Annotated in this window: 9 protein-coding genes; 5 read left to right on the top strand and 4 right to left on the bottom strand. The window is 41.7% G+C overall.

Features of this window, described 5'->3' with window-relative positions; translation table 11 throughout:
- The 5 genes from ftsY to CWB60_RS18915 form a co-directional block, all read left to right on the top strand.
- Positions 1 to 1,763: signal recognition particle-docking protein FtsY (gene ftsY / locus CWB60_RS18935; protein ID WP_249318439.1), on the top strand; the 1,763-nt coding region annotated here is incomplete at its 5' end.
- Between the two features lie 232 nt (positions 1,764 to 1,995).
- Entirely contained in the window at positions 1,996 to 2,673 is a 678-nt protein-coding gene (gene ftsE, locus CWB60_RS18930; RefSeq protein ID WP_138579895.1) for a cell division ATP-binding protein FtsE, read from the top strand.
- Complete coding sequence (gene ftsX, locus CWB60_RS18925; RefSeq protein ID WP_004588622.1) at positions 2,670 to 3,656, top strand: permease-like cell division protein FtsX; 987 nt, start codon at positions 2,670 to 2,672, stop codon at positions 3,654 to 3,656. Before ftsE ends, ftsX begins: the two co-directional genes overlap by 4 nt.
- Before the next feature lie 260 nt (positions 3,657 to 3,916).
- Positions 3,917 to 4,780 carry an RNA polymerase sigma factor RpoH gene (gene rpoH, locus CWB60_RS18920; protein WP_004588621.1) on the top strand — a complete coding sequence of 288 codons (864 nt, stop codon included), beginning with the start codon at positions 3,917 to 3,919 and terminating at the stop codon, positions 4,778 to 4,780.
- Positions 4,781 to 5,121: 341 nt separating this feature from the next.
- Entirely contained in the window at positions 5,122 to 6,993 is a 1,872-nt protein-coding gene (locus CWB60_RS18915; protein WP_096042353.1) for a methyl-accepting chemotaxis protein, read from the top strand.
- A gap of 58 nt (positions 6,994 to 7,051) precedes the next feature.
- On the opposite strand, the gene CWB60_RS18910 is transcribed toward CWB60_RS18915, so the two are convergent.
- The 4 genes from CWB60_RS18910 to gpmM form a co-directional block, all read right to left on the bottom strand.
- On the bottom strand, positions 7,052 to 7,807 hold the full coding sequence (locus CWB60_RS18910) for a divergent polysaccharide deacetylase family protein (protein ID WP_096042352.1): 756 nt from the start codon (positions 7,805 to 7,807) through the stop codon (positions 7,052 to 7,054).
- 200 nt (positions 7,808 to 8,007) lie between these two features.
- Positions 8,008 to 9,273 (bottom strand): S41 family peptidase, encoded by a 1,266-nt coding sequence (locus CWB60_RS18905; RefSeq protein WP_138579894.1) that lies wholly within the window; start codon positions 9,271 to 9,273, stop codon positions 8,008 to 8,010.
- A 36-nt stretch (positions 9,274 to 9,309) separates the two neighbouring features.
- Positions 9,310 to 10,449 carry a murein hydrolase activator EnvC family protein gene (locus CWB60_RS18900; RefSeq protein ID WP_096042350.1) on the bottom strand — a complete coding sequence of 380 codons (1,140 nt, stop codon included), beginning with the start codon at positions 10,447 to 10,449 and terminating at the stop codon, positions 9,310 to 9,312.
- 3 nt (positions 10,450 to 10,452) lie between these two features.
- A complete protein-coding gene (gene gpmM, locus CWB60_RS18895) occupies positions 10,453 to 11,997 on the bottom strand; it encodes a 2,3-bisphosphoglycerate-independent phosphoglycerate mutase (protein WP_138579893.1) in 1,545 nt (514 codons plus the stop codon).
- Between the last annotated feature and the right edge of the window lie 414 nt (positions 11,998 to 12,411).

The raw sequence follows: 12,411 nt of genomic DNA, 5'->3' as shown, positions 1-12,411 counted from the left end.
CACAAGCAGAGCGTTTAGCAATTGAAAAGGCTAATGCAGAGTTGCTTGCAAAAGAGCAAGCCGAAGCACAGGCGCAACAACAAGCACAAGCTGCACGTTTAGCTGAGCAAGAAGCGCAAATGCGTTTAGAGCAAGAGCGAATGGCTGCACAGCGAGCTGAGCAACAACGTTTAGACACAGAGCGCGAGCAAGCTGAGCAAGATGAAAAATTAGCAATTGAAAAAGCCAACGCTGAGTTGCTTGCGAAAGAGCAAGCTGAAGCACAGGCGAAGCAACAAGCACAAGCCGCTCGTTTAGCAGAGCAAGAAGCGCAAATGCGTTTAGAGCAAGAGCGTGTTGCAGCAGAAAAAGCAGAAGCTGAACGTTTAGAGCAAGAGCGAATTGCCACAGAACAAGCAGAAGCTGAGCGTATAGAGCTGCAGCGTATTGCAGCAGAGCAAGCAGAAGCTGAACGTGTAGAACAAGAGCGTATTGCACAAGAACAGGCAGAAGCTGAACGTGCAGAGCAACAGCGTATTGCAGCAGAACAAGCAGAAGCTGAGCGTTTAGAGCAAGAGCGTATTGCAGCAGAACAGGCAGAGGCTGAACGCTTAGAACAAGAGCGTATTGCACAAGAACAGGCAGAAGCTGAACGCGCAGAGCAAGAACGTATTGTTGCAGAAGCAGAAGCTGAGCGCTTAGAACAAGAGCGTATTGCACAAGAACAGGCAGAAGCTGAACGTGCAGAGCAAGAACGTATTGCAGCAGAGGCCGAAGCTGATCGTTTAGAGCAAGAGCGCATTACGGCAGAGCTTGCAAAAGAAGAAGCTAAACTTGCCGAAAAGCCTAAAAAAGAAGGCTTTTTTTCACGTCTTAAAAAAGGGTTATTAAAAACCCGTGTAAATATAGGCTCTGGCTTTGCATCTATTTTTAGTGGTAAAAAAATAGACGATGATTTATTTGAAGATTTAGAAACACAGCTTCTTACCGCCGATTTAGGTGTTGATACCACCATGAAGCTGATTGATAGCCTTACTGATGCCGCCGATCGCAAGCAGCTTAAAGATGGCGATGCGCTTTATGACTTAATGAAGCAAGAAATGGCCGCAATGCTTAAAACAGCTGAGCAACCGCTTGAGATACATGCTGATAAAAAACCATTTGTTATATTAATGGTCGGTGTAAACGGCGTAGGTAAAACGACAACCATTGGTAAGTTAGCTAAGCAATTTCAAAATGAAGGTAAGTCGGTTATGTTGGCCGCAGGTGATACCTTTCGTGCAGCAGCCGTAGAGCAGCTGCAAGTGTGGGGCGAGCGTAACAGCATTCCTGTTATTGCCCAGCACACTGGTGCAGATAGTGCCTCGGTGGTGTTTGATGCATTTCAAGCCGCTAAAGCGCGTAATGTAGATGTATTAATTGCTGATACAGCAGGGCGCTTGCAAAATAAAGATAACTTAATGCAAGAGCTTGAAAAAATAGCACGCGTAATGAAGAAAATTGACCCCGATGCACCGCATGAAGTTATGCTAACCATTGATGCGGGTACAGGTCAAAATGCAATTAGCCAAGTAAACTTATTTAATCAATGTGTTGGTTTAACCGGTATTACCCTCTCAAAACTTGATGGTACTGCTAAAGGTGGGGTTATATTTGCGGTTGCAGATAAGTTTAATATTCCTATTCGTTACATTGGTGTTGGCGAAGGTATTGATGATTTACGCGCATTTAAAAGCGATGACTTTATTGACGCTTTATTTAGCCAAGATGAGGATGACGCTTAATACATAAAAGGGAGCTTGCTCCCTTTTTTGGTCTGTTTATCTTTTGAGATTAAACATGCGCTGCCCTTTGGACTATTTACTTTTTATTGCTCGGTTTTACTTAGCCTTCTGGGCTATAAACCTTGCGCCGCGATTAAATAGTCTCTAGGCAAAGCAAATTTCAATCCTGAAAGGTCTGCAGGCCCTAGCTAAGGAATTCCATTTTACTAATTTGGGACTGGCATAATAAAAAATGATAAATTTTCAGCAAGTAAGTAAAACCTATCCGGGTGGGCATCGCGCTCTCGAAAAAGTTACATTTCATATTAAGCCTGGCGAACTGGCTTTTTTAACAGGCCACAGTGGTGCGGGTAAAAGTACCTTATTAAAGCTCATTAGCTTAATGGAGCGCCCCTCTGCAGGCAACGTGCTAATTAATGGTGTTGATTTAAATAAAGTTAATTCTCGGCAAATTCCTTATGCACGCCGCGATATTGGTATTATTTTTCAAAATCATCGTTTGTTAGAGCGTTACACTGTGTTTGATAACGTTGCACTGCCGTTGATTATTGAAGGCACTTATCATAAACAAATCGCTAAACGAGTTCATGGTGCGCTAGATAAAGTAGGGCTGTTAGATAAAGTTAAATGTCATCCTTCTACACTCTCTGGTGGTGAGCAGCAACGCGTAGGTATTGCCAGAGCGATTGTAAATTCTCCGCCTATTTTATTAGCTGATGAACCAACGGGTAACCTTGACCCCGAGCTCTCTATGGAAATATTAAGGCTATTTGAAGATTTTAATAAACACGGTACGACAGTACTTATAGCAACACACGATCTAGGTCTGGTGTCGCGTTTAAAATACCGTAGCCTGACTTTAAAAGATGGCCGAATGCTTGAAGACCCACTTGCGGAGGGCACGCTGTGAGCTTGTTATTTAAAGGACGCCAAAACTCAAACGATAAACAAAAAAAATCAGCCATAGCTGGCGGTTATTTTTTTATTATTAATATTTTTCGCCAAGGGGTGCACAGTTTAGGTGAAATGTGGCGTACGCCACTTGCATCATTAATGACAATTGCTGTACTTGGGCTAAGTTTAACATTGCCTGCAACGCTTTATTTAGTCGTAAAAAATGTACAGCAAGTCAGTAGCGGGTTTGAAGAAGCCAGTGAAATATCGCTTTTTGTAAAAGAAAGTATGAGCGAACAAGAAACACAAACCTTAGTAAAGCGTTTAGCACTTTACGCCGAGGTAGAAAGTGTTGAATTTATTTCTAAGCAACAAGCATTAACTGAATTTAAAGATGTGTCGGGGTTTGGGCAAGCTTTAGAATACCTAGATAGCAACCCGCTACCCGATGTTGTATTAGTGACACCTACTAAGCGGCATCGCCAGCCTAATGCGGCTAAAGCGCTGCTTACAAAGCTTGAGAACGAGCGCGAAGTAGATTTTGGTAAGCTTGATATTGCTTGGCTTGAGCGCCTAAATGCATTATTAGACTTATTAAAAGAAAGCGTTATCACAATTGCTTTATTACTTCTTACCTCTGTCACGCTTATTATTGGTAATACGATTCGTTTATCGATTATGGATAAAAAAGAAGAAATACAAGTAATGAAGTTAGTAGGTGCTACCAATACATTTATACATGCTCCGTTTTTGTGGACCGGCATTTGGTATGGCGTTATAGGGGGCTTGTTTGCATTTATTTGTATTGCCTTAATGATGTGGTGGTTAACTAGCGCAGTAAGCAGCGTTGCAGGCGTGTATCAAACAAGCTTTTCGTTAATTGGTTTAACGCTTAATGAGTTTGGCGCATTAGTATTACTAGCAACCAGCTTAGGCTTTATTGGTTCTTACTTATCGGTTAACCGATATATTAAAGAAATTGAGCCTGATAAAGTATGAGTACAGCTGCTAATGGCTGACTCAAAAATGTCATGTTTGTATATTATTATCCTCAAATGAGATTAGTTGTAAATGCGCTGTTACGCTTGCGCTAATCTCTTGCAATCCCTTAGTTCATCACTTATTCAGTCGCATGTAGTAGACTTAACATACACTAAAAAACCGCTTGATTTACGCTTAAAAAAAGTTTTAAATTGGGGTTAGCACTCTTAGAGAAAGAGTGCTAAGATGGTTTCAAATGTTTATCACCGAGGTGAAAAATGAGTAAAGATTTATACGCAATGGCACTTACAGTTGGGCAACAAAGCGCAAGCATGGACGGCTACCTTCAAGCGGTTAGCACAATTCCTATGCTTAAAGCTGAGCAAGAGAAAGAGCTAGCAACACGACTTCAAGAAGAAGGCGATCTTAGTGCTGCAAAGCAACTCATTATGTCGCATTTACGCTTTGTAGCACATATTGCTAAAAGCTACTCGGGTTATGGTTTACCGCAAGCCGACTTAATCCAAGAGGGCAATATAGGCCTGATGAAAGCGGTTAAGCGTTTCGACCCAAGTGTGGGTGTACGTTTAGTGTCTTTCGCTGTTCATTGGATTAAAGCAGAAATTCATGAGTTTGTGCTTAAAAATTGGCGCATCGTAAAAGTTGCGACCACTAAAGCGCAACGTAAATTGTTTTTTAATCTTCGTAAAAACAAAAAACGTTTAGGTTGGTTTAACCAAGCTGAAGTAAGCACTGTAGCTAATGAGCTAGGTGTGAGTGAAAAAGAAGTTCGTGAAATGGAATCGCGCATGAGCGGCCAAGACATGGGCTTTGACTTAACGGGCGACGATAACGACGACGCACCAACAAGTACATATTCACCAGTACAATATTTAACAGACGGCTCAGCTGATTTAGCTGACGATATTGAGCAGCAACAATGGCAAGAGCAGTCACATACTCGTTTATTTAGCGCGCTTAAAACGCTAGACGAACGCTCACAAGACATTGTAAGTGCACGCTGGTTGTCTGATGACAAAGCAACACTACAAGAGCTTGCTGAAAAATACAGTGTATCTGCTGAGCGTGTTCGCCAGCTAGAAAAAACAGCGATGAAAAAGCTGCAAAGTGCTATGAGCTAATAGCGCAAAAAATGTAAAACTTAAAAAGCCCTGCATTAATATGCGGGGCTTTTTTTTAACTAAAAAAGCTAACTAAAAAGGTTAATAGAAAGTATCGTTTGTCTTGTTCTGCTTACCTCTAGTCACATCTATGTATCTTTTAATTAAATGTACGCTATTTAAAATTAATGAATAAGTTTGGTTTTAATTTAAATAGATGATTTTAGTTTGTTTTTAATTTGGGTATATGAAAATATTCGCGCACCTGAGCGACTTATCGCTCAAATCGTAGCTTAATTAAGTCATTTAATTGCTGGTTTGTTGCCTTTCAATTTCATTTAACGCGAGTATTTACACTCAATATGAACTCATATTCACTAAAGAAAAAAATCTTGCTATCGGTCGTTCTTGCCCTAGCCGTTATTATTGTATTGCTGTCCTGGAATAGCTATACCTCTCAAAAAGCGTTACTGCTAAAAAGCAGTATTGATAACGTAAGCCAATCTGGTAAGCAACAGGCTACGAGTATTGAAAATTGGCTAGCTAGTCGTCAGCAGATAATTAAATCGGTTGCGAATAAGGTTGAGGACAACACGCTCAGCGCACTACAGCAAGCAGCATTTTCAGGTGGCTTTCAGTTAACTTACTTTGGAGATAGTAGCGGAAAAATGACTGACTCTGATCCCAGTATTGATCGCACCGGCTACGATCCGCGCACTCGTCCATGGTATAAACAAGCACTGCTTCAAAGTAGCACCGTAATTACCAAACCTTATTTAGATACCGCGTATAATCTGTTGGTTGTTTCTATTGCTAAAACCACGCAAAGCGGTGTGGTTGCGGGGGATTTATCGATTGAGGCCTTGGCCGATAGCGTCAATACAATGTCTTTGCCTGCGGATGGGTACGCCATTATGATGCATAAAGATGGCACTGTGGTTGCCTACAAAGACGCTAGAAAAGTAATGGCAGATATTACGCGTATTGACTCGAAAATAAATCATCAATTAATTTTATCTAACAGTCAAAACGGTGAATTTACTCCTGTTTACTTTGAGAGTGAAGACCGAGAGAAGCTAGTTTGGGGTGAAAACATTAACAATACAGATTGGCAGTTGCTGTTTGTATTGGATAAACAAACTTTAGAGGCTCCGCTTATTAGTTTATTGCTGACCCAATTAGTGCTGGTTGCAGTAGCACTTTTACTGAGTGTGTTGGCTATTTCATGGTTATTGGGTGTATTGCTCGCCCCTTTGAGCCGAGTGTCGCAAGCTTTATCAACAATTGCAGATGGTAACGGTGATTTAACCCAGCGTATAACTGTTGATACGCAAGATGAAGTTGGGGTTCTGGCTGGTAGTTTTAATCGTTTTGTTAGCAGCCAACATGAACTGATCAGTCATATTCGTCAATTAGCTACTGACTTAGACTTTGATGCAGAGAAAAGCTTGATCACCAACCAAAGCAGTGTCAGTGAGTTGCAGCGCCAGCAACAAGAAGTGGCTATGGTTGCTACCGCGGTCACAGAAATGGCGAGTGCAACCCATGAAATTGCCGCTAATGCAGAAAACACCGCAACCGCATCGCAACAATCGGCACAAAGTAGCCGTGAAGGTAAGCTGTTAGTTGATAAAACCAGAAACACGATTAATTCACTCGCGGGCGAAATAGACCAAACTACCACAGTTATTGGTGAATTAAGTTTGCATGCTCAGGCTATATCGAGCATTTTAACTACCATTCAAGAAATTGCAGAGCAAACAAATCTCTTAGCACTTAATGCTGCAATAGAGGCCGCCCGTGCGGGATCGCAGGGGCGTGGTTTTGCAGTGGTTGCCGATGAAGTGCGCGTGTTATCAAGAAGAACACAAAACTCTACAGCCGAAATTTATACCACTATAGAAACCTTACAAAACACCACTAAAAAAGCAGTGAGCTTGATGGACAGCAGTAAGGGCTATGCCAACAATAGTGTGGATGATGTAAATGCTGCCGCACACGCACTAGAAGAAATTACTTTGGCGGTAAATGAGATTTCTGATATGGCGGGTCAAATAGCGGTTGCAGCAGAAGAGCAAACGCAAGTGACCAATGAAATTACTAGAAATACGGTTGCCATTAAAGATGTAACCGATGAAATAACTACCTCAGCTACCGCGCATTTAAGCCAAGCCGAAGTATTAAAAGACAGAGCTACAGATCTAAATGCCAAGGTAGCGACATTTGTTTTATAAATACCATACTTATAATTGAGTTAAATTAACTGATGGAGTAAGGTGCTCGCTTACTCCATCAGTTTAATGAAATGGCTTGTTGTTGGGCTATTTGTACATACTTACGTTCTACCAGCTGTGAGATTGGTACCAGTTCAAAGCCTTGCTCAGTGAGCTCAGGTAGCGCTTGGCGTAAAAAGTCGATGGTTTCTGGGTAGGGGTGGGCAATCGCTATGGCAAAGTGATGTTTAGTCGCTTTATATTTTAGCTCATCCAGCCTTTGCTGCAGTTGCTCATGCGTGGTTATATTGTCTAAAAACACATGGCGGCCTATATTTTCAACCCCAATAAAATTTGCCGCATTTTGCGCTTGGCTTAAGTCGGTAGTACGGCTATCTAAAAAGAATAAATTACGTTTTTTAAGTACTTCCATAGTCCACTTCATGGCTTGGCTTTGTTGAGTGAGTGCCGACCCCATATGGTTATTAACCCCTTTTACTTGCGGTAAGCTTGCCAGTGCGGTGCCTAAAGTTTTTTGTAGCTGTTCTTTATCCATATTTACAGTGAGCCCACCAGGGCCGAGTGCTTTACCGTTCAAGGCTTGCATAGGTACATGCAATAAAAGCTCTTTATTTGCTTGGCTGGCAAGCGTGGCAAAAATTTGAGAGTAGGGTGTGTGGGGCAAAATTGAATACGACAATTGCCCTGGTAAGGTAAGAAATTCTAAATCTCGCTGATGATAGCCAATATCATCAATTACGATGGCTATTTGCTTTGCCCAAGCAGTGCTAGATACAAAGCAGATAGCCAACAACAGCCATTTTATTATTTTCACGTTTATAGTTTTTATTATCTTTTTAATTTATTAAGGGTATTTTTTAATCTCAGCGCCGGGTAATAAAGCTATCTCAGCAGCCATTTTTAGCGCTAACTGCCTTGAATTTACTTAAAATTTATAGCTAAAGAATAGCAGAATCTAATAGTGTTAATATTTATTCTGTTATTAAATCGCTTACCTAGAGTTTAGATTATTTACTATTGCATTCTAAGTAATTGCTTAGCTTTTACTAACTGCAAGTCGCCCAGTATTTCATGTTCAAATTGTGGTGTATTTTTGTTCTGCTCATTTTTTATTATAACGGCTTTATTTGATTGTGGAAGGGTTGCTTGCGCAATTGCTACATCGGGGGTAACTCCTACGCCTTCAATAGATACGCCCGCAGGTGTAAAGTACTTAGCAGTTGTTAATTTTAGCGCTGTATTACCATCACCAAGTGGGATCAAAGATTGCACCGAGCCTTTGCCATAAGACTGATTACCAACCACTGTAGCACGCTTATTATCTTTTAAAGCAGCGGCGAGTATTTCAGCCGCAGAGGCCGAATTTTCATTAATAAGCACCACAATAGGCAAGCCTTTTAGTATGTCGCCTCGTTTAGCGTAGTAGGCTTGATTAGCGTCGTAATAGCGCCCTTTAGTGGTGACTATAGTGCCGCTTTGTAAAAATAGATCTGCTACCGCCACTGCGCTTTGTAAAGTACCACCTGGGTTGTCACGTAAATCAATGACTAACCCTTTAAGGGGCGTGCGATAATCATTTTTAAGTGCAGCTACCTGCAGCGCCACTTCATGTAAGGTGTGATTAGAAAAATTATTTATGGCTAAATACCCAGTGCCTGAGTCGAGTAATTGGCTAGTGGCGCTTTCTAAGTTTATTTCTTTGCGATTTACCGCAAAGCTAATTGGTTGCTGCTGCCCTGCGCGCTTTATTGTTAGTTTAACCGCGTTAAAGCGGGTATCTTTTATCAACGCAGCTACTTGCTCTAAGCTACCTGTTTGCGTGTTTATATCATTAACACTAACAATAATATCGCCCGCTAAAATACCGGACTTTTTGGCTGGGGAGTTTTTAACAACACCAACAATAGTAATGTCACTGTCAATGTCTTTCACTTCAATGCCCACGCCTGTGTAATGGCCATTTGTATTATTAAACAAAGCGTCTAAGTCATTTTCATTGAGGTATTTAGAATAAGGATCTAGCTGGTCTAGTAAAATTTCTACTTGCTGATTATTAAAGGCACCCTGTGCACCTTTTGTCAGTGATAAGTCATCGACATAATAGGCTTTAATGTTGAAGAGTATTTCAGAAATTTGCTGACTTTTAAGATCTTTAACTGAGCTGGCAAGTAATGAATTGCTAAAACAAAAAATAGCAATACAGGTCAATGCACACAATAAAAACAAATAGCGCGTACGGGAAGAGGGAAATGAGCGTGTTTGTGGTATTTTTTGAGTCATCAGCTGCTCCTAATGCGGTGCAGCTGTTTTATTCACTTAAATACGTCTGCACCATTTAACAGGATTTACTGCGCGTCCTTTGTGGCGTATTTCAAAGTATAGACCAGAACTCGATTGTCCGCCGCTTTGACCTACTAATGCCAGCGTTTCGCCTTCTCGAACCATGTCGCCCACATCTTTTAATAATGTTTGCGCATGGCCGTATAGGCTCATAAAGCCCTCACCATGATCAACCACAATAACCCAGCCAAAGCCTTTAAGCCAATCAGCAAAAACAACTTGGCCATTATTAATACTGTTTACATTAGTGCCTTCCTTTGCACCAATTAACACGCCTTTCCAGTCTATGCCGCCATGTTTGCGCTGACCAAATGTGTGTTTTAACTTTCCTTTACTGGGCCAATTAAGCTTGCCTTTACTTTTATTAAGGCCGAGTAATTCAATTTTTTGAGTCTTCTCTTGCTCAAGTTCTTCAATGGTGGTGATTAATGTTTGCTCGTTGTCTTTTAAGTAATTAATCGAGCTTTTAGTGCTATTGAGCTGTGCTTGTAAGTTTTTAAGATTAGTTTGGCGCTCGCTTTGGGCGTTTACTAGCGCGCTTTGGCGTCTTTTTTGTTCTTCAAATAAGGCGGCTAATTTTTGTTTGGTTTTGGCAAGTGCGGCTTGGTTTTCTGCAATTTGTTGTTGTAGTACTTTAAGCTCTTCAATTTGCTCTATGCGCGCTTTATTTAAATAGTTGTAATAGCTTAAGGTACGCTCAAATTTAGCTGTGTCTTGCTGGTTTAAAAGCATTTTGGGGTAGTCGTCGCCCCCAGCCATGTAAGCACTTTTTAGCTGGGCAGCTAAAATGGCTTGAAATTGCGCGTGTTGCGCTTTTAATTGCTGTGCTTTTTGTTGCTGTGCTTGTTGTTTTTGCTCGGTTTCTTTTACTGATTGCTCAGCCATATTGAGGGCTTTGGCATTTTTAGCTATTTCTAACTCGTGTTTTTTTAAGTTTTTTTGCAGTGCGGCAATTTTTTTTCGCTGTGCATTGTACTCTGCTTGGCTTTGCTCTAATGCAGATTGCACTTCAGATAGGTCTTTTTTAGTGCGGTTTTCGTTAGCAGTTGCAGGTGCAACCACTAACGAAACCAATACAACTGTATAAACACTAAACCAATTTACTGGTTTGCTCATGTGTTATTTCAACGTCATGATTGGCGTGCCGGTCATTTCGCTTGGTTGCTCCATGCCCATGAGGTGTAGCATAGTAGGTGCTACATCACTTAATGCTTTGCCTTCACTTGGCGTTGCATCACGTCCTACATAAATAAATGGCACTGGCTCGCTAGTGTGAGCGGTATGAGCTTGGCCCGTGGCAGTATTTGCCATTTGCTCTGCATTACCGTGATCGGCTGTGATAAGTGCTTCACCGCCAAACTCATCTAGCGCTTCTACCACGCGGCCTATACATGCATCAACAGCTTCACAGGCTTTAACCGCGGCTTCAAACACACCAGAGTGACCCACCATATCGCCATTCGGGTAATTACAAATAATGGCATCAAACTTACCGCTTTTAATAGCTTCAATAAGTTTGTCGGTTAGCATTTCTGAATTCATTTCTGGCTGAAGGTCGTAAGTGGCAACCTGTGGAGAAGGAATTAATTCGCGTGATTCGCCTTCAAATTCATCTTCGCGTCCGCCACTAAAGAAAAACGTAACATGAGCGTATTTTTCTGTTTCAGAAATACGTAGCTGCGTTTTGCCATTTTTTTCAAGCCATTCACCTAATACGTTTACCAGTGGCTTAGGACCAAACGCGACAGGGGCATCAATATCGGCTGAGTATTCTGTCATCATTACAAATGCACTTAACTGTGGTGATTTTTTCTTTTCGAACCCATCGAAGTCTTGCTCTACAAAGGCACGGGTGATTTCACGGGCACGGTCGGCTCTAAAATTAGCAAAGATGATGGTGTCGCCATCATTAATTTGTGCTGCTTCAGTGCCTTGTGGCGTAATGGTGGTTGGTGCTACAAACTCATCGTTTTCGTCGCGCTCATAGGCGGCTTCTAATGCCGACACACCATCAGCATAATTAAACTCGCCTTCACCTAATGCCATTACATTGTAGGCTTTTTCTACACGGTTCCAACGGTTGTCTCTGTCCATGGCGTAATAACGGCCCACAAGAGACGCTAAGCGGCCACAATTTAGCTCGGCAAATAAGGCTTCTATACGCTCTATTGATGCTTTAGCACTGCGTGGTGGTGTATCACGACCATCTAAAAAGCCATGAAAATATACTTCTTTTGCACCGCGTTTAGCGGCTAATTGAATACTTGCGACAATATGATCTTCGTGGCTGTGAACACCACCTGGGCTTAATAAACCCATAATATGCACGGCTTTGCCTGCAGCGACTGCTTTATCGATGTTTTCAACAAGTGCAGGAGTTGAGTCAAATTCGCCATCGTTGATTGCTTTGGTAATGCGAGTAAAGTCTTGATAAACAACACGACCAGCACCTAAATTTACATGGCCTACTTCTGAGTTACCCATTTGCCCTTCAGGTAAGCCTACATCTAAACCTGAGCCTGAAATTAATGTGCGTGGGCGGGTTGCCCATAGGTTGTCTAAAACGGGGGTGTTGGCTGCAAGAATCGCATTGCTTTGCTCATCTTCGCGGTATCCCCAACCGTCTAAAATCATTAATACCAGTGGTTTTTTATGCTCTGTCATAATAGCTCCTGAAAATTAGCACCTGTTGATGGGCACTGTGCACCGAAAAGGTTATCTGGTTAGTTTTAGCATACCGTGTTTTAGCGCCAGAATCAGCACTGAGAACAAGATATTAAATTTTTACTTACTTTCATATATGGGGTGCTTTATGAGTTTTTAAAGCGCAGCAAACTCGCATTTTAACTTGGTTTGGGTATACTTGCGTGGCTAAAGTACAAAATACCTAGAATATTAGGGCGTGTTGCACTTTGGTGGCTGAATTTGCAGCAGTATGTTTGGTTTTTAGGTAAGGCAGAGCCTATGAAGTGTGGTTACTCCCCATAAATAGGCGATAACGTAGCATAAATACCAAACATGCGCTGCCCTGAGGGTATTTTCTAGGGGCGATTAGGGATTTGTTGCCTACATGGCTGC

Source organism: Pseudoalteromonas sp. S327 (assembly GCF_005886415.1).
Lineage (GTDB): Bacteria > Pseudomonadota > Gammaproteobacteria > Enterobacterales > Alteromonadaceae > Pseudoalteromonas > Pseudoalteromonas atlantica.
Note: the sequence above shows the minus strand (reverse complement) of the source record. Positions and strands in the feature narration are given on the sequence as shown.

Coding starts and splice junctions, on each gene's coding strand:
- gpmM (WP_138579893.1), bottom strand. CDS start 11,997: ATGACAGAGCATAAAAAACCACTGGTATTAATGATTTTAGACGGTTGG.
- CWB60_RS18905 (WP_138579894.1), bottom strand. CDS start 9,273: ATGACTCAAAAAATACCACAAACACGCTCATTTCCCTCTTCCCGTACG.
- CWB60_RS18900 (WP_096042350.1), bottom strand. CDS start 10,449: ATGAGCAAACCAGTAAATTGGTTTAGTGTTTATACAGTTGTATTGGTT.
- ftsE (WP_138579895.1), top strand. CDS start 1,996: ATGATAAATTTTCAGCAAGTAAGTAAAACCTATCCGGGTGGGCATCGC.
- rpoH (WP_004588621.1), top strand. CDS start 3,917: ATGAGTAAAGATTTATACGCAATGGCACTTACAGTTGGGCAACAAAGC.
- CWB60_RS18915 (WP_096042353.1), top strand. CDS start 5,122: ATGAACTCATATTCACTAAAGAAAAAAATCTTGCTATCGGTCGTTCTT.